The organism is Undibacterium sp. TJN25, assembly GCF_049339885.1.
Lineage (GTDB): Bacteria > Pseudomonadota > Gammaproteobacteria > Burkholderiales > Burkholderiaceae_D > Undibacterium.
In genome coordinates this window covers 429,552-454,324 of record NZ_JBMPPM010000003.1, presented here as the reverse complement: position 1 = coordinate 454,324, position 24,773 = coordinate 429,552, and the positions used below count along the sequence as shown (strand labels likewise).

At 54.5% G+C, this 24,773-nt stretch carries 20 protein-coding genes; 17 read left to right on the top strand and 3 right to left on the bottom strand.

The window, feature by feature from the left end; translation table 11 throughout:
• The first annotated feature begins 178 nt into the window (after nucleotides 1-178).
• The 3 genes from ACO0LO_RS09020 to ACO0LO_RS09010 all read left to right on the top strand — a co-directional run bounded on the left by ACO0LO_RS09020 (nucleotide 179) and on the right by ACO0LO_RS09010 (nucleotide 1,482).
• On the top strand, nucleotides 179-460 hold the full coding sequence (locus ACO0LO_RS09020; RefSeq protein ID WP_422963876.1) for a hypothetical protein: 282 nt from the start codon (nucleotides 179-181) through the stop codon (nucleotides 458-460).
• 31 nt (nucleotides 461-491) lie between these two features.
• On the top strand, nucleotides 492-1,103 hold the full coding sequence (locus ACO0LO_RS09015; RefSeq protein ID WP_422963875.1) for an IMPACT family protein: 612 nt from the start codon (nucleotides 492-494) through the stop codon (nucleotides 1,101-1,103).
• A gap of 109 nt (nucleotides 1,104-1,212) precedes the next feature.
• Nucleotides 1,213-1,482 carry a YdcH family protein gene (locus tag ACO0LO_RS09010; protein ID WP_422963874.1) on the top strand — a complete coding sequence of 90 codons (270 nt, stop codon included), beginning with the start codon at nucleotides 1,213-1,215 and terminating at the stop codon, nucleotides 1,480-1,482.
• 14 nt (nucleotides 1,483-1,496) lie between these two features.
• Here ACO0LO_RS09010 and ACO0LO_RS09005 read toward each other — a convergent pair whose 3' ends face one another.
• Nucleotides 1,497-2,165, bottom strand: a complete 669-nt coding sequence (locus ACO0LO_RS09005) for a LysE family translocator (protein ID WP_422963873.1) — start codon at nucleotides 2,163-2,165, stop codon at nucleotides 1,497-1,499.
• An 83-nt stretch (nucleotides 2,166-2,248) separates the two neighbouring features.
• Nucleotides 2,249-4,210, bottom strand: coding sequence for a hypothetical protein (locus tag ACO0LO_RS09000; protein ID WP_422963872.1), 1,962 nt, complete (start codon nucleotides 4,208-4,210; stop codon nucleotides 2,249-2,251).
• A 347-nt stretch (nucleotides 4,211-4,557) separates the two neighbouring features.
• Between ACO0LO_RS09000 and ACO0LO_RS08995 the strand changes: the two genes are divergently transcribed.
• The 5 genes from ACO0LO_RS08995 (at nucleotide 4,558) to prsT (ending at nucleotide 12,137) form a co-directional block, all read left to right on the top strand.
• On the top strand, nucleotides 4,558-5,334 hold the full coding sequence (locus tag ACO0LO_RS08995; RefSeq protein WP_422963871.1) for a S1 family peptidase: 777 nt from the start codon (nucleotides 4,558-4,560) through the stop codon (nucleotides 5,332-5,334).
• A gap of 214 nt (nucleotides 5,335-5,548) precedes the next feature.
• The gene (locus ACO0LO_RS08990) at nucleotides 5,549-6,829 is read left to right on the top strand and encodes a nucleotide sugar dehydrogenase (RefSeq protein ID WP_422963870.1); all 1,281 of its coding nucleotides are present in this window, start codon (nucleotides 5,549-5,551) and stop codon (nucleotides 6,827-6,829) included.
• 22 nt (nucleotides 6,830-6,851) lie between these two features.
• Nucleotides 6,852-7,889 carry an SDR family oxidoreductase gene (locus ACO0LO_RS08985; RefSeq protein ID WP_422963869.1) on the top strand — a complete coding sequence of 346 codons (1,038 nt, stop codon included), beginning with the start codon at nucleotides 6,852-6,854 and terminating at the stop codon, nucleotides 7,887-7,889.
• A gap of 115 nt (nucleotides 7,890-8,004) precedes the next feature.
• Nucleotides 8,005-9,141: a GNAT family N-acetyltransferase gene (locus ACO0LO_RS08980; protein ID WP_422963868.1), complete on the top strand. Its 1,137-nt coding sequence runs from the start codon at nucleotides 8,005-8,007 to the stop codon at nucleotides 9,139-9,141.
• A gap of 206 nt (nucleotides 9,142-9,347) precedes the next feature.
• Entirely contained in the window at nucleotides 9,348-12,137 is a 2,790-nt protein-coding gene (prsT, locus tag ACO0LO_RS08975; protein ID WP_422963867.1) for an XrtA/PEP-CTERM system TPR-repeat protein PrsT, read from the top strand.
• Nucleotides 12,138-12,304: 167 nt separating this feature from the next.
• Here the strand turns inward: prsT and ACO0LO_RS08970 are convergent, their stop codons facing one another.
• The gene (locus tag ACO0LO_RS08970; RefSeq protein ID WP_422964115.1) at nucleotides 12,305-12,889 is read right to left on the bottom strand and encodes an XrtA/PEP-CTERM system exopolysaccharide export protein; all 585 of its coding nucleotides are present in this window, start codon (nucleotides 12,887-12,889) and stop codon (nucleotides 12,305-12,307) included.
• Nucleotides 12,890-13,504: 615 nt separating this feature from the next.
• Between ACO0LO_RS08970 and ACO0LO_RS08965 the strand changes: the two genes are divergently transcribed.
• The 9 genes from ACO0LO_RS08965 (at nucleotide 13,505) to ACO0LO_RS08925 (ending at nucleotide 24,731) form a co-directional block, all read left to right on the top strand.
• Nucleotides 13,505-15,028, top strand: coding sequence for an XrtA system polysaccharide chain length determinant (locus ACO0LO_RS08965; RefSeq protein WP_422963866.1), 1,524 nt, complete (start codon nucleotides 13,505-13,507; stop codon nucleotides 15,026-15,028).
• 90 nt (nucleotides 15,029-15,118) lie between these two features.
• A complete protein-coding gene (locus ACO0LO_RS08960; RefSeq protein ID WP_422963865.1) occupies nucleotides 15,119-16,144 on the top strand; it encodes an XrtA-associated tyrosine autokinase in 1,026 nt (341 codons plus the stop codon).
• Nucleotides 16,125-17,720 carry a TIGR03016 family PEP-CTERM system-associated outer membrane protein gene (locus ACO0LO_RS08955; protein WP_422963864.1) on the top strand — a complete coding sequence of 532 codons (1,596 nt, stop codon included), beginning with the start codon at nucleotides 16,125-16,127 and terminating at the stop codon, nucleotides 17,718-17,720. Before ACO0LO_RS08960 ends, ACO0LO_RS08955 begins: the two co-directional genes overlap by 20 nt.
• Before the next feature lie 16 nt (nucleotides 17,721-17,736).
• On the top strand, nucleotides 17,737-18,750 hold the full coding sequence (locus ACO0LO_RS08950) for an XrtA/PEP-CTERM system-associated ATPase (RefSeq protein WP_422963863.1): 1,014 nt from the start codon (nucleotides 17,737-17,739) through the stop codon (nucleotides 18,748-18,750).
• Between the two features lie 31 nt (nucleotides 18,751-18,781).
• Nucleotides 18,782-19,678, top strand: coding sequence for an XrtA system polysaccharide deacetylase (locus tag ACO0LO_RS08945; RefSeq protein WP_422963862.1), 897 nt, complete (start codon nucleotides 18,782-18,784; stop codon nucleotides 19,676-19,678).
• On the top strand, nucleotides 19,675-20,766 hold the full coding sequence (locus tag ACO0LO_RS08940) for a FemAB family XrtA/PEP-CTERM system-associated protein (RefSeq protein WP_422963861.1): 1,092 nt from the start codon (nucleotides 19,675-19,677) through the stop codon (nucleotides 20,764-20,766). The genes ACO0LO_RS08945 and ACO0LO_RS08940 overlap by 4 nt, the downstream gene beginning before the upstream one ends.
• Nucleotides 20,767-20,769: 3 nt before the next feature.
• Complete coding sequence (locus tag ACO0LO_RS08935; protein WP_422963860.1) at nucleotides 20,770-22,023, top strand: TIGR03087 family PEP-CTERM/XrtA system glycosyltransferase; 1,254 nt, start codon at nucleotides 20,770-20,772, stop codon at nucleotides 22,021-22,023.
• A gap of 2 nt (nucleotides 22,024-22,025) precedes the next feature.
• Nucleotides 22,026-23,567 carry an exosortase A gene (gene xrtA, locus ACO0LO_RS08930; protein WP_422963859.1) on the top strand — a complete coding sequence of 514 codons (1,542 nt, stop codon included), beginning with the start codon at nucleotides 22,026-22,028 and terminating at the stop codon, nucleotides 23,565-23,567.
• A 9-nt stretch (nucleotides 23,568-23,576) separates the two neighbouring features.
• Complete coding sequence (locus ACO0LO_RS08925; protein ID WP_422963858.1) at nucleotides 23,577-24,731, top strand: TIGR03088 family PEP-CTERM/XrtA system glycosyltransferase; 1,155 nt, start codon at nucleotides 23,577-23,579, stop codon at nucleotides 24,729-24,731.
• Nucleotides 24,732-24,773: the final 42 nt, after the last annotated feature.

Here is a 24,773-nt window from a genome sequence, read left to right as displayed (position 1 = left end):
TACGCGTATACCCTGCCCGCACATTGACCAGGCGCGTGCGCATGATGCCGCGACTGTTGCCCTACCCTGCTGCCGGGCCTCCGCCGTTCCGCATGCTGTACGCAAGGCCATGAACAAATGTCAGCGAAATTTAAAATAAACGGGCCGTGCCGATCCGGCAGATGCCCTACTACACAATATGAATTTTAAAATACTGGCCAACTTCCTGCTGCTGTCGGGAGTGTTGATCGTTGCAACAGCCATCTATTGGTGGGCCCAGTTCTTCCAGCCCATCCTGATGCAGGTAGGCATGAATTTGTCGGAGGCACGGAGCTGCATCTACAGCACCGGCGAACCTTGCGGCATCAGTCATAGCGTCGCCAGAATCCTCGGCAAAGCGCCTTACAGCCCCTATTTTTTTTGGGCCGGCGTTGCATGCTTCGCTGCAGGAATCGTATTGAGGACGGTCAAATCGAAATGAGGCGGCGTCGATGCCGCCGCTGTGAGCGTGCATGTATCAGCTAGTCGCCAGCGCCTGTGCTGAAATAGAAATCAAGAAGAGCCGCTTCCTCGGCTCGCTCTACCCGGTCAGCAGCCGCGCCGAGGCACGCGCCACGCTGACGGCGATACGCGCACAACATCCGAATGCCGTGCATGTCTGCTGGGTATTGTTGTGCGAAGGCGATTCCGGTTTGGACGACGATGGCGAACCTTCCGGCACCGCGGCCAAACCCATGTACAACGTGCTGGTGCATAAGGAGGTCGCCAATGTGCTGGCTGTGGTAGTGCGCTACTGGGGCGGCATCAAGCTGGGTGCCGGCGGTTTGACCAGGGCTTACGGCCAGGCGATTTCAGATGCCTTCAAGGCGGCGCAGCTGGTCCCGGTTGAAGTGCTGTGCGAGCGCAGCTTCGCCATGCAGTTCGCCGACGAATCGGCTTTCCGGCGGCTGGCGGAGCAGTACGCGGCAACCGTCATCGGCGCCGCTTACGGCGACAGCGTACACTTGCATCTGCGCCTGAAGCTCAGCGACGCGGAAGAATTTGAACTGGCGGCTTTCAATCTGCTGCGCGGCTCCCTGCAGCGCCTGGACCCTGAACACCAGGGCCCGGTACACGGCGTTTAATTTCCCTTAAAGCAATATAATTTAGCGTATTTGCCGCGCAGGCGAAACTGCACTACCATTTACCAACCGCTTCCAACCGGACAGACGGCCAATTAAAAGGAGTTGCAGTATGTCTATATCTCTACTCTCTCACGCTCTTGAAAAAGAATGTCCCGAATTGGCCGACCAGATCGCCGTCCTTAAAAGAGAGAATCCGCACTTCGTACGGCTGCTTGCCGCACATGATGATATTGACGAACAAATCACCCGCGATGAAGCAGGCACGCAGCAAAGGCTGGACGACAACACGCTGCAGCAACTGAAACTGCGGCGCTGCCAGCTAAAAGACGAACTGTACAAGATTGCCTGCAACGGCAACTCCGGTAAGCCCTGCGAGTAATCGCTCTGACAGTATCAGGCGGTGCGCTTGACGAAGAACAGCGCAGTGCCGACTGCCATCAACACCCCGCCGAACAGCCTGTTCTGGGTTTTGACTGCGCGCGCATTGCGGAAGAAACCCTGCATCGTCGCTGCCGCAAACGCATAACCGTGCATGACCGTAAGATCCACCGAACACATGGTGACTGCCAATAGCAGCAGCTGCGGCAGCAAGGGACGCTCTGCGCTGATGAATTGCGGCAGTACCGCGACCATGAAGATAATTCCCTTGGGGTTGGTTGCGTTCGTCAGGAAACCCTGCAATATCCGCTTGCGTAACACCGGCACCTCCATTCCTGCCGCATGGCCGGCTAAGGGCAACGCATCAGGCCGGCTGACCGGCGGCGCATTGCCAACATCGACCCTGGCCCGCCACTGGCTGAGCCCGGAATAAATCAGGTATAGCGCCCCCACCGTCTTGACAACGGTAAATGCCGTTTCCGACGCCAGCAGGATGGAGCCCACGCCTGCGCCGGCAATGAACAGCAGCAGCATGCCGCCCATCTGCAAACCCAGTATCGTGCCCGAGGTCTTCCTGACGCCGTAGGCAAGGCCATGCGACATGCACAGCACCGCGCCGGAGCCGGGCGAGATGGCAATCAGCCAGCAGGCAAGAAAAAAGGTGATCCAGGTATGAAAACTCATGGCAAATCTTTTCAATCAACAAAATTGCATAGAAAGGGTGGGGGCGTATTTTAACAGGCCGCCCTGCGCAAAACGCCACTCTGCTATGGGACGGCAGGCTTTAGGGCGGCACCGTCCGGCAACGGCCATAGCAGTGCGCAGGCCACCAGCAGGTAAAACATCAGCCCCATGCGCGGAAAATCAAACAGACTATCCACCACGCCAACAGTGAGGAAACCCGTCAACGACGCGGCGATTGCTGGGAACGGAAACGCATTTTCGCGGTAACGTTTCAGCAATCCCCACCCCACACAAAGCAGCAGGCTGCAAAAAACCAGCAAGCCGAACCAGCCTTGCTCAAAGTAGACCTGCAGCCATAAGTTCTTGAAGTGCCAGGGCAAATGGTTGTCGGCCGCAAAGAACCAGTGGTCCATGCCTTGTTCAAAATTGCCGTTACGGATCAGTTCTGCACCGCTGGCCGACCGCAGCGACACATTATCCACGCCCACCAGCGTATTTTCATTCAGGTTGAGCAGCGAGAGTTTGACGGTAGGGCTGGCATACCAGGCTTGGGGCCGAAACCTTCTGGTACTGACAGCAACCGAGAATTTTTTCCATTCACCTTCAGTATTTCCTACCTTGACGACGTTCCACGTACACGCGGTGGCGTACAGCATCCACTTGCGGCAAACCGGGATCGCCAGCTCTGCATCTTCGCTTTTACTCATCAGCGACAGATCCAGCGTGTATTCCTCACCGTCATGCACGTCAACGATCTGCTCCATGTACAACGGGTCGCCGCCGCTGAGCAGCAAATAGGTATTGTCCGGCCCGCCGACGAAACTGTACGCCGACAGGATGTCATGACCGCTATGGCTGTAATACGTATAAGGCAATGAACCCAGGCCCATACCGAACATCCTGCTGCGGTTGTCCGTATCCATCATGCCGAGGATTTGCGACCAGTGCCCCGTCCGCGTGCCTACGTCTCTTTGTGCAATGGAAAAACGGTATTCCATCGGGGTGTCTTTCAACGCAAACCAGCCGGTAGCCAGCACCAGCAGCAATGCGATGGCGGCGCTGCGCAGGTGCGGGCGCCGGAAAAAAGCGCTACGGCGAAACAGCAGGCTCAGCAGCAACACCGAAATGCCCAACCCGAGCGCAATGTAGCCTCCGCGCGCATAGGTCACCAGCATCGCATAGCAACCGGCCAGAAAAACCGCCGCGCCGCACGTCCGCGGCAGCCAGCGGCGGCTTTTCAGCGTCCACCACAAGACAAACGGCATGGCCGTCGCAAAATAGGCTTCCACGTAGGCGCCGCCGGTATGCATACCGGAAAAAGGCCCGACTACCCGGTATCCGCTATGGAAGTTCCATAGCCCGGGGAAAGACAGCCTCTCCCACATTACGACCAGCGCCGCCGCAAAAGTGCCGATCACCATGCCCAGCGCAATGCGGCGATAGGTATTGCCGGCATTGTCCTGCAGCGCATCGCGCAGGAAAGGCAGCAGCAACAGACCATATAACAGACTTTTCCCCACGCGCAGCGCGTTATAGGGACTGTAATAGTTGCTGAAGGTATTGGCGTCCGGCGCCGGGAAAGGATAACTGCCCCTCAGCGCGGACAGCAGAACCGATACGGCAAGCAAACTCAGCAGCACCAGCGCAGACTTGGCAAAACCCGTGGCGCTCATTACAGGCGGGCGATGCCAGGCCAGCCCGGCTATCGTCACCAATAGAAACAGGTCGAATTCATCGAAGAAGAAACGGCCGCTGAACGCCGCAAAATCGAGGACAGGCAACGCGCCAAGCATTGCGGGCAACCAAATTTTTGGCCAGCGCCGCAGCGCCAGCAGATAAAGCAAGGCGACGACTGAGGGAAAATAGCCTCCCAGCGGATAGCTGGCCAGCCCCCATGCCGCGATGGCGGCTGCCAATACGGCGAGCAGGTCCAGGCGCGCGAAACCTGCGGCAGCCGTTTTCCGTAACAAAGCAGGATGGCCGTGCACAGGCAATACGGAAGGAGCAGGCTTTGCCAGCATGCCGGAGACCGTTATCCAGGCCATTATGCCGGCCAGAGCAGGCACGCAGAACAGGCAGAGACGGCCGAAAAAGTTTATCGCGTCCAAATTGCCGCAACAAAAGTAGAGGATAGCGCCGGTGCTTGCATCATGCGTGTATCAGATAAAAATAAAGGTGGAAGTAGTCTCGTACATGGAATTGCCAAGGCCTGCTACCGCCACATATTACAAGAAAAGCCTGCCCGGCCACGCGCAAACGCCAAAGCGCGTGTCAATTTTAATGCCATGCGCCATAATGGCAGGATAACAAGCGGCTCGCCGTTATCAAGGCCCCGCTATAACCCGCCTTTTCACCCAGACTCGTTTTGCCGGACTCCACTACCGAAGCCGCCATGAATATACCTTCCTCCATCAGATACTACTTCCTCGCATGTTTGTGCCTGTTACTGGCCCGGCCGCTGCTGGCGGCAGATTTCCCCGACACGATCAAGGCGATCAAACCGTCGGTGGTTGCGGTTGGCACCTTCCAGAAAACCCGCAGCCCGGCGGTCAGCTTTAACGGCACCGGCTTTATCGTCGGCGATGGCCTGACGGTGATTACCAACGCGCACGTGGTCAACCGCCCCGCCAGCGCCGACACGCTGGAAACGCTGGGCGTACTGGTCGGCAAAGGAGAAGCGGCGGATTTTCGGCCAGCTATCATCGTCGCCATTGACGAAGAACACGATCTGGCGCGCCTGAAAATTACCGGCACGCCGCTGCCTGCGATGGCCATGGCCGACATGGGCGCTGTCGCAGAAGGACTGCCGGTCGCCTTCACCGGTTTCCCGCTGGGTGCAGCGCTGGGTTTTCACCAGGTTACGCACCGGGGCATCATTTCAGCCATCACGCCGGTGACGAGGCCGACCCAGGATACCCGCTCGCTGGACCCGAAAGTGATCGCCCAGCTACGGCGCGCGCCTTATGTTGTGCTGCAGCTGGACGCCACCGCCTACCCGGGCAATAGCGGCAGCCCGGTGTACGATCCAGAAACCGGCAAGGTATTCGGTGTGATCAATATGGTATTTGTCAAAGGGCTCAAGGAAACTGCCATCAGCAGCCCCAGCGGCATCACCTACGCCATACCGGTCAACTTCATCCAGGAGTTGCTGCAGCGTCCGTCTAAATAAGTGCAAATCGATATCCGTACAAATTTTGCAGGGCAAGCATAAATGTGGCGAGCTGAACATAAACTGTCTATTAAAACTGGTAAACTTAGCCTCCAATAAAAAATATATTTCCCAACAACAATGATCGTAGAAATACATTGTCTGTTAAGGGAATTGCGGGTTTACAAAGCATCTGATACATTGGCTTAACGAAATTATCAAACTGGAAATCTTTATGGATATAGTGGGAGTAGTTGGGCTAGGATATGTAGGCTTGCCGTTGGCAGTTGAATTTGGGAAAAAGCTGACAACAATAGGCTTCGACCTGTCGGAAAGCAAAGTCGCTAGTTACAAGAATTTCATCGATCCTACCGGGGAGCTTAGTAAAGAAGAATTACAGGCATCCCGCCATTTGACCGTCAGCAATGACCCTTCCGCATTGTCGCAGGCTGACTACATCATTATTGCGGTCCCAACTCCCGTAGATATTGCCCACAATCCGGATTTCGGCCCGCTCAGAGGTGCCAGTGAAACGGTCGGCAAACAGATGAAACGTGGCGCCATCATCGTCTACGAATCTACGGTTTATCCTGGAGCAACCGAAGAAGTCTGCATTCCCATCTTGGAAAAGAATTCAGGCTTGAAATGGAAGGAAGATTTCCATGTTGGTTTCTCACCGGAGCGCATCAACCCGGGTGACAAGGAACATACACTGACAACCATTTTGAAAATTGTTTCCGGCGACGATGCAGAAACATTGGAAAAAGTGGCTGGTCTGTATGAAACCATCATTACTGCAGGGGTACATAAGGCAACCAGCATCAAAGTTGCGGAAGCTGCAAAAGTAATCGAAAATACCCAGCGCGACCTCAACATCGCGCTGATGAACGAGCTGGCCATTATCTTCGACATGATAGGAATAGATACACTGGAAGTGCTACAGGCGGCAGGGACCAAATGGAATTTCCTAAACTTCCGACCCGGCCTCGTAGGTGGTCATTGTATCGGTGTCGATCCCTATTACCTGACCCACAAGGCCGATATGCTCGGTTACCATCCTCAGGTGATTTTAGCGGGACGCCGCATCAACGACGGCATGGCAAAATTTGTCGCCGAAAAAGTAGTGAAGGAAATCATCAAGGCCAACCACCATGTGAAAGGCTGCGTGGTCAACGTCATGGGACTGACCTTCAAAGAAAATTGTGCCGATTTGAGAAACTCCAAAATTGCGGAAATGATCTTCGAGTTACAGTCCTATGGCGTAGACGTCCATATTCATGACCCTTTGGCAGATGCAAACGAGGCGATGCATGAATACGGTCTGAAGCTGGAAAGCTGGGATGCGTTGCCGCAGGCAACCGTCACAATTGCCGCAGTATCCCATGATGAATTGATACGCCGGCCACTCAGTGACTACGCAAGCAAGTCCCTTCCAAACGGATGTTTTGTGGATGTCAAATCAAAATTCAATAGAACAGAATTGAAAGATGCAGGCTTCAATGTCTGGCGTCTGTAGTTTTATTTTCTAATACAAAAAAATGACCAAATATCAAGAAACCCAACAGCGTTTGCAGGCCAGCCAATACCGTTGGCTCATTACTGGCGTGGCCGGCTTTATCGGCTCCAATTTACTAGAGGCCTTGCTGAAGTTAAATCAGGTTGTCGTCGGGCTGGATAATTTTGCAACGGGCCATCAACATAATCTCGATCAAGTCAGAGAGTTGGTCGGCGAAAACGCCTGGCGTAACTTCAAGCTCATTAAAGGCGATATTCGTACACTGGAAGATTGCCAGCTTGCCTGTGAAGGTGTGGATTATGTGCTGCATCACGCCGCACTTGGTTCCGTTCCGCGCTCCATCGAAGACCCTATCCTGTCCAATGAAAGCAATGTCACGGGTTTCGTCAATATGATGGTTGCGGCGCGTGACCACCAAGTCAAACGCTTTGTCTATGCAGCATCCAGTTCCACTTATGGTGATCACCCAGGTTTACCGAAGGTGGAGTCGGTGATAGGCAAGCCACTGTCGCCGTATGCCGTCACCAAATATGTCAACGAGTTGTATGCCGACGTATTTCACCGCTGCTACGGAATAGATAGTATAGGCCTACGCTATTTCAATGTTTTCGGCCCTAGACAGGATCCGAATGGGGCTTATGCCGCAGTGATTCCGCAATGGGTGGCTGCGCTGATCAAGAATCAGGCTTTGTACATCAACGGAGATGGGGAGACTACTCGAGACTTCTGCTTTGTGGACAATATCGTCCAGGCTAACCTGTTATCGGCCATGGCGGAAGACAAAGCGGCGCTGAATGAAATCTACAACGTGGCATTGAACGACTCTACCAGCCTGAACCGTTTATACCAGATGATGCGGGAATTGCTGGAAGATGATTTCCCACATATTAAAGAGCATCAGCCGGTCTATCAGGATTTCCGTGCAGGCGACGTTCGCCATTCGCAAGCGAATATATCAAAAGCACAGACTTTGCTCGGCTTCGCCCCCACACATACTGTAGACCGGGGCTTGGCTGAAGCAATGGCATGGTACAAGAAGAACTTGCAAAGCACTTCATAAGACGCTTGAACTTAATTAACTTTTAAGGAATTTCTATTCAGACGATGGCCAAAATCATGATCTTCCTGGTTTTGGCAATTCCTTGTTTCCCCTGCGCCACCACCACCGGACTACAATGAACAAAGTCTGTATCTACGACAGCATTGTTGCACTCCCTTCCGGATACAAGGCACTGTTTGATCGATCGGAGCGGACCGGCGGCATATTTTCAAGCCTGTCCTGGTTCCAGCACCTTTCAAAAACCTCGTTCGAACCCGGCACGCACCTTCGCATTTACGGTCTTGAATCAGAAACCGACACTGACAATGCGCGGGGCGCTCTGGTCATGCGCTTCCAACCTCAAAAATCGCGCTGGCTAACACCTTATAGGCTGGAAGCTGCAACCAACTATTACACCTCGCTGTTCAGTCCGACGATTGGCGGTTGCGATGCCGACATGCAGGACAAAGTAGGTGCACTGATTCGGGCAATCAAAGAAGACACGCTACATTGGGATATGGTGGATATGCACCCCATGGCACTCGATGCCCCGATCTTTCAGGCATCTGTCTTGGCTTTTCGCTCGGCGGGCATGATTACTCAACACTATTTTTGCTTCGGGAACTGGTATCTGCAAGTGCAGGGGCGCACTTATGGCGAATACTTTTCGACACTGCCGTCTCGCCTGCGCAATACGGTGCAGAGAAAGTCGAAGCAACTGGAAAGTACAGATCGGCTCAGTATCAGCATATTTAAGAATCGGGAAAACCTGAACATGGCGATTCAGGTTTTTCAAAAAATTTATCAGTCCAGTTGGAAGGGAAGTGAATCCTACCCCGACTTCATCCATGGATTGATAGAGTTGCTAGCCGACGAGGGAAAATTACGGCTAGGCATAGCCTATATCGACCAGCAGCCAGCCGCGGCACAGATATGGATAGTGTCTGGGGGAACGGCATCCATCTACAAGCTCGCGTACGATGAACAATTCACCAGCCTATCCATAGGATCTATCCTAACCGCCCGCATGATGCAACAAGTGATTGATGGCGACAAGGTCAGCGAAGTAGATTACCTGACCGGCGACGAAGCCTACAAACAAGACTGGATGTCGCACCGCCGCGAGCGCTGGGGCATCTTGGCCTTCAGGACCAGCAGTGTTCGCGGTCTGTGTGCCGCGATATTGCATATCGGTGGGCACACTGTAAAAAAACTGGTGAAGCAATTGGCTTATGGCGGAAAGCGAGCTATAAAATTAATCTTGGGCAATTAGTCTCGCTCTGCTGTTTTTATCCGGATTATTCGATTCACAGCAAATTTGGTGTAACCTTCGCAATGGTGATTTTTTCGATACCGAGGCACCAGAACATCAGACAATAGCTGGGCGTATGCATACCTGGCCTTCGAGAAAACGGTGTTGAACGCAGAAAATTTCATTTCGCAACCATAAGATTTGATCCTCAATAAAAGGACAGAGATATGTCACGCAACAAAAACAAGCACAACAAGGTCGTCATGATTTCTGGAGCCATCTTACTGATGGCCAGCCTGGGCGCGTGCAATAAATTCCAATCAGCAGACAAACTGGTGAGCGAAGCCAAGGAATACCAGCAAAAAGGCGATACCAAAGCAGCAGTCATCCAGCTCAAGAATGCGCTGCAAAAAGATCCGAATAATATCGACGCACGTTATGTGCTGGCCAGTATCTACAATCGCATTGGCGATCCTGTGTCTGCAGAAAAGGAGTTGCGCAAGGCAACAAGCCTGGGACTGAGCTTAGACAAAGCCAACCCGGAATTGGGTCGATCCTTGCTGCAGCAAGGTCAATTTCAAAAAATTCTGGATGAAATCAAAACCGAGGCAAATGCCAAGCCCGATCCAGCCATTCTAACCGTGCGCGGAAATGCGCACCTCGCACTGAACCAGCTGCCGGAAGCCAAACAGGACTTTGACGCCGCCTTGCAGGCGCAAGCAAATTACACCGATGCGCAAATCGGCCTTGGCAAATATGCGTTCACTCAAAGAGATGTGGATGCAACGAATAAATATGCAGACCAGGCCACGGCCGGCAATCCGAAAAGCGCCGAGGCCTGGCTATTCAAGGGCGACGTAGCGAGGGCGCAGGGCAAAACAGCCGAGGCGATGCAGGCATACGACGAAACGCTGAAGATTCTGCCCGATAATGTTGTGGCACACGTCAATAAAGCCAACCTGGAAATGGCGCAGAAAAAATTTGCCGAAGCGCAAACCGAAGTAAATACTGCCAAGAAGGCAGCCCCGGGCAATCTCATCGTCTTATATACGGAAGCTGTACTCAACTTCAGCCAAGGCAAGAACGCCCCGGCGCTGGAAGTACTGCAACAGGTGCAGCGTGCCGCCCCGGATTACATGCCTGGTGTATTGCTGCTGGGCGCCGTGCAGTTTGCTCTCGGATCCAACGAGCAGGCAGAACAGGCCTTGAAAAAATATTTGGCTGCGAATCCGGAAAGCGTCTATGCCCAGAAGCTGATGGCAGGGGTACTCATCAAGAGCGGCCAGTCAAAACGTGCGCTGGTGTTGCTGGAGCCTGCACTGAAAAAAAATCCGCAGGATAACCAATTGATCGCGTTAGCCGGCGAAGCGTCAATGCAAACCAGGGACTATGCAAAGGCGACCGAATATTTCGAAAAAGCCAGTGCCATGGCGCCGGAAAACGCCGAATACCATACCTCGTTAGGCATGAGCAAACTAAGCTCCGGCGAAAGCGAAAAAGCGGTCGCGGAACTGGAAAAAGCGAATACCCTGAATGCCAACTCCAAGTCAAACAAGGCGGGCATCCTGCTGGTCATGACACATTTGCGCTTGAAGGAGTTCGACAAGGCAATGGTAGCCGCGCAGGAACTGGAAAAAGAAACTCCCGACAATCCGCTGGTGTACAACCTGAAGGGTGGTATCTACCTGAACCAGAAAGACAATGTCAACGCCAGAGCCAGTTTTGAAAAAGCGCTGAGCCTGCAACCGACCTACTATCCTGCCGCAGCCAATCTCGCTGGCCTGGACATACAGGAAAAGAAAATAGACTCGGCAAAGAAACGCTTCCAGGCTGTACTGGATAAAGACCCAAAGAACATGCCGTCGATGCTTGCCCTGGCGAATATTGCAATCTCGGAAAAGAATAATGAGGAAGCAAAAAAATGGCTGGAAAAAGCCAGCGGCGATCACCCTGAAGCATTTCAAGCCACGCAACTGCTGGTAGCGCATTACATACGCATGGGAGACAAGCAGAAAGCGATCGTATTCGCGAAAAAAGAGCAGGCACTGAACCCTACCGTCCCCGAATTCCTCGGCTTGCTGGCACGCGTGCAGCAAGCTACCGGGGATAATGCAGGCGCTGTCGACAGCTATGAAAAAATTGCGGCGATGCTGCCGGAATCTGCTGCCGCGCAATTTGTCGTGGTGGGACCTTACGTCGCCATGGGCAAAGATGCGCAGGCCATGGAAGCGGTAAAGAAAACACTGAGGCTGGACCCCAACTACCGCGATGCGCAAACTGCCATGGCAGCGCTGGAAGCGAAACGCGGCAATTTTGACCAGTCATTGCAAGTCGCCCGTCAAACGCAAAAACAGGACCCCAAATCTCCGGTCGGTTATGTAACAGAAGGCGACATCCTGGCCACGCAGAAAAAATTCGGACCTGCGGTCACCGCGTACGAAAAAGGCCTCGCACTTTCCAAAAATTCGCAGATATTCCTCAAGGTATACAGTGCATTGACAGCAGATGGCAAGACGAAAGAAGCAGATGCCAGGCTGAGTCAATGGCTAAAAGACCATCCTGACGACAATACAGTGCGGATGTATCTTGCCACATCGGAACTGGCCAATTCCAAAACCAAAAAAGTCGCTATTGAACAGTTTCAGATATTGTTGAAAACCAATCCGAACAATCCCGCTGTCCTGAACAATCTGGCTTGGGCTTACGACCAGGAAAAAGATCCTAAGGCGCTAGAATACGGAGAAAAAGCGTATAAGCTTGCGCCTGACAGCCCAGCCATCCTGGATACCTATGGCTGGCTGCTAGTACAAAAAGGCGACGTGGCGACGGGCCTGCCATTGCTGAAAAAAGCGGCATCCCTCAGCGCCGATAACGCAGAAATCCGTTTCCATTTCGCGCAAGCCCTGGTCAAGTCCGGTGACAAAACCGGTGCCCGCACCGAGTTGGAAGCAGTGATCGCCAACGGCAAGGGATTCTCTAAACTGGAAGAAGCGAAGACACAGCTGAAACAGCTATAGGCCGGTTGGCTTGAAGGGTGCCTGTAAGCAAGCACTCTTCAGCCGGACTTAGCTTCACGCATGAGATGTCCGGCATACCCTGCAGCAAGGGCAAATTAGATGCCCTGAAGACGAAAAAAAGCCCCGCATGTTCACACATGCGGGGCTTTGATTTTGTTGCTGTCGGATCAGAAGAAGCTTTGCGGTATCACCAGCACGTCGCCAGGACGGACCGGCACGTTGGCGGATATATCGCCATCCTTGATCAGGTCGTTCAGACGCACGCTCAGTTTCTGCTGCTTGCCATCCGTGGTACGGATGAGGTTAGCTTTGTTGCCCGCCGCAAATTCGGTGATGCCACCGACGGCAATCATCACGTCCATCAGCGACATGCCCTGGCGGTAAGCCAGCGCCTGCGGTTTGGCGGCTTGGCCGATTACACGGATCTGTTCCTGGTAAGGGCCGGCAAAACCAGTCACGATGATAGTCACTACCGGTTGCTGGATAAATTTTTCCAGTGCTTTTTCTACGTCCCTGGCCAGCTGCGTCGAAGTCTTGCCATTGGCGACAATGTCTTCTACCAGCGGTGTCGTAATCTTGCCGTCAGGCCTTACAGGAACCGACATCGACACTTCGGGATTGCGCCAAACGATCACATTGATGGTATCGCCCGCACCGATGATGTAGTCATTGGTCGGTATCGCGCCCTCGGTAGGTGCCGGCGGATTGGCGTTCGTCGCGCATCCGCTGATAGCCAGCATAGCGGCCGACATGGACAAACAGGCTAACCATTTCATCGTTGTTGTACGTAGCGTGTTCACGTGTATTCCCTATGAGTGCGTGATGGAGTATCCGGCATTATTCTGGAGGAACCAGGCATGCCTATGTCTTGTATTGAAGCATGATGGTACCACCAACATAGCAAATTACAACTATTCGCCTGCTTATTTAGCATCACTGCTACAGGTGACGAGGCGGCTGATATTCGCAAGCAAGCACTTCATGCAAGCCATTTTTTCTAAAAATGCCCACTGGAATAGTTCACTTTATTGGAAAGGCTTGCAATAAAAAACCCTGATATTTGAAAGGCTTGGCGCACAAAAGTAAGGTAGACGTTGAAAATTTCCAACACTTTTCTCGAATTAAAGAAATTCAACAAACTGCGGATCAACAGCGCAACTTTCCAATAAGTTGCCGTTAGAAAATTTTCGTAGGGCAATTTACAGCTAAATGCCCGATTTACCGGGCTCCACACGGTATTACCTTGTTTTTTTTACATCCGTGCAATATCATAGCTCGCTAAATAAACGTGCCCATATACCAGATAAACTGGTAACTTATAGCTTGATTAGGTGCCGTTAATTACCATATATGGAGAGTTTGACAAGATGGAGGAATTAGTAACGCAGCTACAATCCCTATTGAGGGGCGGATGGAAATACCGCTGGTATGCTGTCACTATCGCCTGGCTGGTCGCTGCCATAGGATTTATCGTCGTCTACAAACTGCCCGACAACTACCAGTCGTCGGCGCGCGTGTTTGTCGATACGCAAACGATACTGAAACCCTTGCTGGCTGGCATGACCAGCATTCCCAATGTGGAACAGCAGGTTTCCATCATGAGCCGCACGCTGCTGAGCCGTCCTAATATAGAACGGGTGATGCGCATGGTGGACCTGGACATTACTGCCAATACCGGCAAGGACAGGGAAAAACTCATCGAGAACGTTATTGCGTCGATCAAGATAGGCGGCACAGTACAGAACGATATCTACACCATCTCCTATAACGACCCTAACCCCAAGCTGGCCAAGGACGTAGTGCAGGCTTTCCTGACCATCTTCGTGGAAGGCAGCTTCGGCGACAAGAAACAGGATTCCGCCAAGGCCATCGTCTTCATCGACAGCCAGATCAAGATCTATGAAGAGAAGCTGGCCGCAGCCGAAAACGCGCTGAAAGACTTCAAGCTGAAAAACATGATGATGCTGCCGCGCACCGGGAGCGACTCCGGCAGCAAACTGATGGATCTCACCGAAAGCCTGAATTCCGCCAAGCTGGAACTGTCCGAAGCAGAGCAAGCTAGGGATGCCATCAAGAAACAGGTGCAGGCAGTAGAAATGCCGCAAAAATCGGAAGATGTAGCACCATTGCCGAATCCAGAGCTGGATGAACGCATTGCTACCGTCACCAAGAACCTTGATTCGCTGCGCATGCAGTTCACAGAACAGCATCCTGACATTATTTCTTCCAAGCGCCTGCTGGCGCAACTGGAAGCACGCAAGGCAGAAGAAGCCAAGAACAGGAAGCCGCCTTCAGAAACGACGATGGCAGCCAATCCGCTGTTCCAGCAGTTGAAAGTATCGTTGTCGGCAGCGGAAGCCAGGGTCGCGTCGATGCGCGCCAGGGTGGAAGAATACAACTCCCGCAGTTCGCGTCTGAAAGCACTCAGCATTGCAGCACCCGAGATCGAATCGCAGTTGGCGCAACTGAATCGCGATTACCTGATCAACAAAGAGAATTATGAAAAACTGGTTGCCAGCCGGGAATCCGCCAAACTGTCCGGCGACCTGAGCGCAACAACGGAAATGATGACCTTCAGGGTCATCGATCCGCCAACCATGCCATTGACGCCGGTAGGCCCGAATCGTCTGAGGTTATTCTCCATCGTATTCGTCGGCGCGCTGATCATAGGCATGCTGGGCGCGGTACTGATGAGCAAGATACGTCCCACCTTCCTCAGCCATATCGATCTGCTGGAAGCGACAGGCTTGCCTATTCTCGGCACCGTGTCGATGAACTGGACCGAAGGCGAAAAAACCAGGCGCAAGAGAAGTCTGTATGCATTCGGTATGTCCTCGTTTGTCTTGCTGGTGTTCTATGTCGGTGTCATGGCAACCATGTATCTTAAATAATGTGTCCTCCCGCTCCGCTGCCTTCCTGATGGAACAGCGGAGTTTCAAAGGGTAATCGGCGACAAAAGCAAAAATATTCTTGGAGTTAGCGTGAGCATTATTGAAAAAGCGGTTGGCAGACTTGACCAAAGCAAGGGAGCGGCAGGAGCGGTAACGCCTGCTGCCGAATCCGCTATTGAGATCAAAGCGGAGACAGCGGCGGAGCATGCGCCTGCAGTCCCGGTTGCATCTGCACTTGTTGAGGCAGTCATTCCAACTCCGGCGCCCGCCGCGGCACCGGCCCCCTTGGCGTCAGCAGAGCCGGTCGCCGCTGTACAGGCGACTCAACGCACGACCCAGCAGGAACAGGCACAAACGTCGGCAAGAAAATCCACTTCCCGCAGGATAGAAATAGATCTGGCCCAGCTGCATCAGCTCGGCATGGTCACTCCCGATGCGGAAAGAACCATCATCGCCGAAGAATTCAGGCTCATCAAGCGTCCGCTGATAGAAAAAGCCTTCGCCAAGAACAACACAGGCATCAAGCACCATGGCAACCTGATCATGGTGGCCAGTTCCTTGCCAGGCGAAGGGAAAACCTTTTGCGCGGTCAACCTCGCCATCAGTATTGCGATGGAGATGGACCATACGGTGTTGCTGGTGGATGCCGACGTGGCACGCCCTTCCGTTCCCCGCTACCTGCGCCTGGACCCTGCTGATACAGCGTCCGCCGTCGGCCTGATGGACGTGCTGCTGGACGACAAGCTGGATCTGGCAGACGCCATGCTGAAGACCAATATCGATACGCTGAGCATACTGCCAGCAGGCCGCAGCCATAAGCGCGCCACCGAATTGCTCGCCAGCCAGGCCATGAGCAGCCTGCTCGACGAGATCGCCAACCGCTATCCAGACCGTATCGTTATTTTCGATTCTCCACCGTTGCTGCTGACGACCGAAGCACGGGTGCTGGCCAACCAGATGGGCCAGATCGTGCTCGTCGTTGAAGCTGAAGCTACGACGCAGCACGTGGTCAAGGAAGTATTGCGCCAACTGAAATCTCACACGAATGTCAACCTGGTCTACAACAAGGCCAAAACATTCGCCGGTGGGGATTACTATGGGCGTTACTATGGTTAGGCGGGTAGCAGTATCCGGAACGGCGCGCAGCAAACATAAAGTACGCGCCATCTCCTTCTGGGTTGCCTCCACCTTGCCACCGCTCGTCATCACGCTGGCCGGTGGTGCTCACGCCGCCGAATGGAAAATCACGCCGACCGTTAACCTGACCGAGACCTATACGGACAACGTCAATCTGGTACCGGATGCACAAAAACAAAGCTCTTTTATTACCCAGGTATCACCCGGCATCGACTTTACTGCGACCGGCGCTCAGGCGAAGATCAAGGTCAATTACCAGATGCAGAACCTGTACTACACAGGCGATTCAAATGGCCTCAAGACCAATCATCTGCTGAACGCACTCGGCAGTACCGAACTGGTGAAAGATCTTTTTTTTTTAGACGGTACTGCGGCAATTACCCAACAGAATCAGAGTCCCTTCGCTGCACAGGCAACGGACAACCTGAACCTGTCTAATAATCGCGTCGAAGTCAGAACCTACAGCGCGTCTCCCGCCTTGCGTCATACGTTCAACCAGTTCGCATCCGCAGAATTAAAGTATACCCGCGACTCGGTCGCCACCACCAATTCAAACAATGCGGTGGGAAACGCCATTAACAGTACTGGGGACACTGTTGCCGTCACCGTTAATAGTGGTACTGCATTCCAGCAATTGAAATGGGGCCTACAATATAATAACCAAAAAACTGCCTTTGACAATTCGGCCAATTCGCTAGAAAGCACCACGACTGGCGGTAATCTCAGTTATTACTTGACGCCACGTTTTAGCCTGACGGGCACGGGTGGCTACGAAAAAAATAATTACATCGCGTTGGATGGAAAATCTCCCTCAGGCGCTTACTGGTCGGCAGGTTTCGACTGGGAGCCGACTGAACGGACCAGTCTGGCGCTTAACGCCGGCCGCCGCTTTTACGGCTCTAGTTACAGCCTGCGGGCAACAGAACGGACCCGCTCTACTGCGTGGAGTATTGCGTACAGCGAAGACATCACAACAACGCGCCAGCAGTTCCTAGTGCCTGGAAGTATCAATACTTCCGCGTACCTGAACTCACTGTTTCTTACCAGCATTCCTGACCCCATCGCACGCCAGCAGACGGTTGATAGTTTTATCCGTAGCTATGGCTTGCCTGCTTCACTGGCAGTACCAATCAATACCTTTTCCAATCAGGTTTTTCTGCAAAAAGGCCTTCAGGCGTCCGTCGCCATTACCGGAGTCAGCAATACCGTACTACTGAGTTTTTTTAACACCCGGCGCAATGCGCAGTCCGCAGCCCTCGGGGGGAATTCTACGGATCCTAGCCTGGCGGATAATAGCCACCAGGTCGGCGGCAGCGTGTTATGGAACCTTGTCTTTTCACCGCGTACATCAGCCAATTTCAATATTGGGTACAATCATTCCACTTCGCCTCTGTTAATAGACACCAATAAGACTTTCAGGACTGCGCTGAGTCATGATTTACAACCCAAACTGAAAGCAACGCTGGAATACCGACACACGCAACAAGATTCCAACTTCAATCTGGGCAACTACAAGGAAAACGCACTTTCGGTTTTCCTACTACTAGGTTTCTGACGGAGTAAGGCAACAGATGTACGAGTCATATTATGGTTTCACTGCGAAACCCTTTCAGCTAAAACCCGATCCTCGCTTTTTCTTCGGCAGCAAGGGGCATAAGCGCGCAATGGCCTACCTGGAGTACGGCATCTCCCAGGGCGAAGGCTTTATCGTCATCACCGGCGAAGTCGGTGCAGGCAAGACCACGCTGATGCGCAACCTTTTTTGCGAGCTGGAATCCCAGAACATCCTGGCCGCCCAGATCGTCAACACCCATGTGGGTTCGGACGACATCCTGCGCTTGGTAGCATCCGCCTTCGGGCTGGAATATGAAGACGCCACCAAGGCATCGCTGCTGACTCGGCTGGAACAGTTCCTGCGCCAATGCGACCAGCAAGGCAAACGCGCGCTGCTGGTCGTGGATGAAGCGCAAAACCTGACGCCACGCGCGGTGGAAGAGCTGCGCATGCTGTCCAACTTCCAGACTGCCGACAAATCGCTGTTGCAGACCTTCCTGCTGGGCCAGCCTGAATTTCGCCGCACGCTGCTGAGCGCCGACATGCAGCAATTGCTGCAAAGGGTCATCGCCAGCTACCATCTCGGCCCCCTGGATCTGGCGGAGACACAATCGTATATAGAACACCGCCTGCATACGGTCGGCTGGAAAGATGACCCAACGATCAGCGCCGCCGCCTTTGCCGGCATCTACGACTACACCGGCGGCATTCCACGCAAGATCAACTCGCTGTGCGACAGGCTGTTCCTGATGGGCTACCTGGAAGAATTGCACGCCTTTGGCGAAGATGAAGTCAAACAGGTGATCGCCGACATCAAGCAGGAATTCGACCTGCCGCCCGCACTGGCACTGGATACCGAAGCGCAAAATGCCGCCAATTTCGCACTGGGCCTGAAAGAATTAAACAATGTCAGCCTGGAAAGCATGGACGACAGGATGGCAAAGATGGAGCGCTCCATCATCTCCGTCATCGATGCGCTGAAAAAAATGCTGCCGTCATCCAAGATGACCGGCTCCGAAAAAGACAACTGATGCTTTACCCTAAAGAATTGAAGAGTTGATCATGTCACAGGCCGGTCCATCCTCAATCGCAGGCACGCACGCAGGTAAGCACGCCGGCATGCCAATACGCAATGCGATGACCATCGACGTGGAAGATTACTTCCAGGTGTCTGCATTTGCCGACCATATTTCCCGCGATAGCTGGCCAACGCTGTCCTGCCGCGTGGAGCGCAATATCGACCTGATACTGGGCGTGCTGGAAGCTTCCCAGGTCAAGGCCACCTTCTTCACGCTGGGATGGATCGCGGAGCGCTATCCGGAAATGGTCAAGCGCATCGTCGCCGGCGGCCATGAACTGGCCAGCCACGGCTATGGACACTTGCGTGCATCCGACCAGAATGCAGAAGAGTTTATGCACGACATCAGCAGCAGCAAAAAAATCCTGGAAGACATCGGCGGCCAGCAGGTGCTGGGCTATCGCGCGCCGAGCTTTTCCATCGGCAAGCAAAACCTGTGGGCACTGGATTCACTGCTGCAGGCAGGCTACCGCTATAGCTCCAGCATCTACCCGGTCAAGCACGACCACTACGGCATGCCGGATGCACCGCGTTTTGCGTTTTACCCAAACGGCGAAGACGGCCTGCTGGAAATCCCGATTACTACCGTGCGCATCATGGACAGAAACCTGCCGGCCGGCGGCGGCGGATTTTTTCGCCTGTTCCCGTACCAGTTGTCACGCTGGCTGCTGCAAAGAGTCAACCAGCAGGACCAGCAATCCGGCATCTTTTATTTCCACCCGTGGGAAGTCGATCCTGATCAGCCGCGGCAGCAAAACATCGGCATGAAAACCCGCTTCCGCCACTACGTCAACCTGGCCCGTACGGAAAACCGGTTGAAGGCACTGACGCGCGATTTTCAATGGGACCGCATGGACAAGATATTCTTAAAGACACCATGAACTCTATCGCTGAAGCACCTGAAGTCCATTTGCACACACCCGCCGCCACACCCCCTATTTCGATCAAACTGATGCAGCCGCAAGATGCGGCAAAATGGGATCAGTTTGTCCTGGAGTGTCCGGAAGCGAGTTTTTTTCACCGTGCCGGCTGGCAACCCGTCATCGAGCGCGCATTCGGCCACAAGACATGGTTCTACTATGCCGAGGCCGATGGCAAGATCGTCGGTGTGCTGCCGCTGGCCGAGATCAAGAGCGCGCTGTTCGGTCACTCATTAAGCTCTCTGCCATTCTGCGTCTATGGCGGCGTCGCCACAGAATCCGCCGCAGCCCGCACTGCGCTGAACGCCAGCGCACAAGCGCTGGCCGCCAAGCTGAACGTAGGCCACCTCGAATACCGCAACTTCAAGGCCACCGAAGGCGCTGAACAAGGCTGGCAGACCAAAGAGCTGTACGTCACCTTCCGCAAGGAAATCGATGCCGACGAAGAAAAGAACATGCTGGCCATTCCGCGCAAGCAGCGCGCCATGGTGCGCAAGGGCATCAAGTTTGAATTGAAGAGCGAGCTGGATGAAGGCGTGGACCGTTTTTTCCACGCCTACTCCACCAGCGTACACCGTCTCGGCACGCCGGTCTTCTCCAAGAAATTCTTCCGCCTGCTGAAAGGAACCTTCGGCAAGGATTGCGAAGTGATGACCATCGTCAAGGACGGCCGCGTCATCGCCAGCGTCATGAGCTTTTATTTCCGCGATGAAGTGCTGCCCTACTATGGCGGCGGCACCGCCGAAGCACGCGACCTGGCCGGCAACGACTTCATGTACTGGGAACTGATGCGGCGCTCCTGCGCCCGCGGCCTCAAGGTTTTCGATTTCGGCCGCAGCAAGCTCGGCACCGGCGCCTTCGACTTCAAGAAGAACTGGGGTTTCGAGCCGCAGCCGCTGCACTATGCCTACCAGTTGCATAAATCGACGGCCGTGCCGGACAATAATCCGCTGAACCCGAAATACCAGCTGTTCATCAAGATGTGGCAGCGCATGCCTTTGGCAATGGCGAACCTGATCGGCCCCCATATCGTCAAAAACCTGGGGTAATCGATGGATGATCTGCTCTTGCTGGTGCATCGCATTCCCTTCCCTCCTAACAAGGGGGACAAAATACGCTCTTACCATCTGTTGAAGCATCTGGCGCAGCGCTACCGCGTGCATCTGGGCACCTTCATCGATGATGAAAACGACTGGCAGTACGTAGACCACGTCAAGAAGCTGTGCCATGACACCCATATCGCCAGGCTCGATCCCCGCTCCGCCAAGATCCGCAGCCTGGGCGCGCTGCTCGGCGGCAGGCCGCTATCGCTGGACTACTACCGCAATGCCGGCCTGCAAAAGTGGGTGGATGGCGTCATCCGCCAGCACGGCATCAAGCGCATCGTCGTATTCTCCTCCGCCATGGCGCAGTTCATTGAGCATGCAGACGGCGCGCGCCGCGTCATCGATTTCGTGGATGTCGACTCCGACAAATGGCTGCAATATGCCGGCAAAAAAGTCTGGCCGATGAGCTGGCTGTATCGCCGCGAAGGCACGCAGCTACTGGCCTATGAACGCCGCCTTGCACGTGAATGCGACGCATCGCTGTTCGTGTCGCAGGCAGAAGCCGCCTTGTTTCAACAGCTGGCGCCGGAAAGTGCCGACCGTATCGACTTTTTCAACAACGGCGTCGATACCGATTATTTTTCGCCAGAGCTGGCGCACGACAATCCTTACAGTCCCGATGAAAAGGCCATCGCCTTTACCGGCGCCATGGATTACTGGCCCAATGTAGACGCGGTGCAGTGGTTTGCCGATGAAGTCATGCCCGGCATACTGAAACAGCAGCCCGGCGCCGTGTTTTACATCGTCGGCGCCAGGCCGTCCGACCAGGTCAAGGAACTCGCCAAACGGCCGGGCATACAGGTCACCGGCTCGGTGCCCGACGTGCGTCCCTACCTTGCCCATGCGCAGGCCGCAGTAGCCCCTTTGCGCATTGCGCGCGGGATACAGAACAAAGTGCTGGAGGCGATGGCCATGGCCAAATCCGTCGTCGTATCACCGCAGGCGCTGGAAGGTATCGATGCACGTGCAGGAAGCGAACTGTTGCTGGCAGATGATGCGGCCCAATTTGTCTCGCAGGTGTTGCCGCTGCTGACACACAAAGACGCGGCAATGGAACAAGCCGCCCGTGCTAAAGTCATTGCCCGTTACAACTGGACCGCCAATCTGGCGCGCGTGGACAGTCTGCTGGAACCGGCATCTGCGCACCGTGGCACCACAGCCCCCTCCTATTCATCCGACCTCACTCCAGCAAAGGCCTAGTCGTGACCTCTACCAATGCGGCGGCTGTACCGGCAAGCTCTTCCGGCTTTCTCAAGGGACTGATCATCGCGTGCGCGCTTCTGATCCCTTTTCTGTTTTATTTCAGCACCGCGCAATCCATCGTCGATGTATGGAACAGTTCTGAAACCTTCGCCCACGGCTACATCATCGTGCCCATCAGCCTTATCCTGATATGGCTGCGCCGCAAGAGCCTGGCCGAAATGACGCTGCACCCCTACTGGCCGGCGCTGGCCGCGCTGCTGGTCTGCGGCATGGCCTGGCTATTGGCCGACCTCGGTGAAGTGCAAGTCATCAAACAATACAGTTTTGTCGCCATGTTTCCGCTGGCTGCGGTCGTGCTGCTGGGCCGCCGTATTTCCTGGGCCATGGCCTTCCCACTGTTTTTTGTGCTGCTGGCAGTACCCTTCGGCGAAGTATTCATCAATCCGCTGATCGACTTCACGGCCGACTTTACTGTGCTTGCCGTGCAGGCAACCGGCATACCGGTGCTGCGCGACGGCAGCAGCTTTTCCATCCCCAGCGGTAACTGGTCGGTGGTGGAAGCCTGCAGCGGCGTGCGCTACCTCATTTCTTCCGTCACGCTGGGCTGCCTGTACGCTTACCTGACCTACCGCTCGCTGAAACGCCAGCTCGCCTTTGTCGCGCTCTCCATCATCGTTCCCATCATCGCCAACGGCCTGCGCGCTTACATGATCGTCATGATAGGCCACCTGAGCGGCATGACGCTCGCCGTCGGCGTTGACCACATCATCTACGGCTGGCTGTTTTTCGGCCTCGTCATGTTCATCATGTTCTGGATAGGCAGCTTCTGGCGCGAAGACAAGGAAGAAGTCGTCACTCCTGAAGAACAACGGCAAGCTGTGCTGGATTCACCGCCAGTCCCCGCCAGCCGAATACTGGCGGCCGCCGTGGCCGTCGTCGTCTGCATCGGCATCTGGCCTGCCTATGCCGGCTACGTACACCGCGCCAGCATCAACCCCGCGCCGGTGGAACTGGCGGGCCTGCACACCAGTTGGCAAGATACATCCTCGTTCACCACCTGGCGCCCGCACTTCCTGCCGGCCAGCGCGGAACTGGACAAGAGCTATCAGCAGGGTACGCAAAAGGTCAACCTGCTGCTGAAATACTATCGCAACCAGACCCGCGAAACATCGCTGATCAGCAGCGTCAACATCATGGTGCCGGACCGCGATGACAACTGGGTCAAGACCAATTTCTCGGAACGCCAGGAAAACGTCGCCAACCGTATGCTGGCAGTGCGCGAGACTCAGCTGAAGGGTCCTTCCGGCCCCATGGTCGTGTGGCACTGGTACTGGCTCGCCGGACGCTATACCGCCAATAACTATCTGGGCAAAGTACTGCAAACAAAAGAAAAAATGCTGATGGCCGGCGACGACGGTGCCTCCATCATTGTTTATGCTCCGTTTACCGAAAACCCGGAAGAAGCCAGGGCAGCTCTCAGAAATTTCCTGAACGCCAACTTGGATGTAGTGCAGGCCACGCTTTCCGCCAATAAGAAGTAAGCAGCGAATATGGCACAAACTCTGACAAATCCACTCCCGCTGGTGGTGCACCTGTTGTACCGGCTCGATTTCGGCGGACTGGAAACCTTGGTCGCAGAATGCGTCAACCGTATGCCTGCTGACAAATACCGCCATGCGATCGTCTGTCTGACGGACTACACCGCATTCTCTCAAAAAATTACGCGGCCTGGCGTCGAGATCCATGCACTGCACAAGCCGCCCGGCCTCGGCCTGGGCACGCATGCCAAGCTGTGGAAATTGCTGCGCAAGCTGAAACCCGCCATCCTGCACACCTATAACCTGGCGGCGATAGAATATTCGTTCACCGCCGCCATGGCCGGCGTGCCGGTGCGCATCCATGCCGAGCACGGCCGCGACCTGAGCGATCCGCAGGGCAAGAACCCCAAACACAATATGCTGCGCCGCCTGCTGATTCCTTTCATCGATTGCTACGTGCCGGTATCGCGCGACCTGCGGCAATGGCTGAAAGACGTGATCCGTGTGCCGGAAGACAAGAACCTGCTGATCAATAACGGTGTCGATACCGCGCATTTTCATCCTGCCCTGGGGCAGGCAAGCCAGGAAGATGCAGCCGCACGTCCCTTCGTCGTCGGCACCGTAGGCCGCGTGCAGGACATCAAGAACCACAAGGGCCTTGTCATCGCCTTCCAGCGCCTGCTGGAATTGCTGCCAGAGTATAAGGACAGGCTACGCCTGCAGATCGTCGGCGACGGCCCGCTGATGGCGCAATTGAAAGAACAGGTCCAGACAGCCGGCTTGTCGGAGCACATATGGCTGGCCGGTGCACGCGCCGACATTGCCGACCTGATGCGCGGCTTTTCCGTTTTCGTATTGCCGTCTTTTGCCGAAGGCACTCCTGTTACACTGCTGGAAGCGATGTCCAGCGGCTTGCCGGTAATCGCCTCCGCAGTCGGCGGCATTCCGGATGTAGTCAGCGAGCAGCACACCGGCATCCTGATACAGGCCACCGACCACGAAGCGATTGCCGCGTCGCTGGCGGACTATTACCGCCAGCCGGAAAAAGCAGCCGCCCACGGTGCCGCCGGTAGGTTACTGGTAGAGCAGCGCTACAGCATCGCGGCCATGCTGCTGAACTACACCAGGCTGTACGATGCGCTGTGCCAGGCAAAACTGAATAAATAACTGAACAAAATATCATTTACACCTCACCCGGGAAACAAGGAC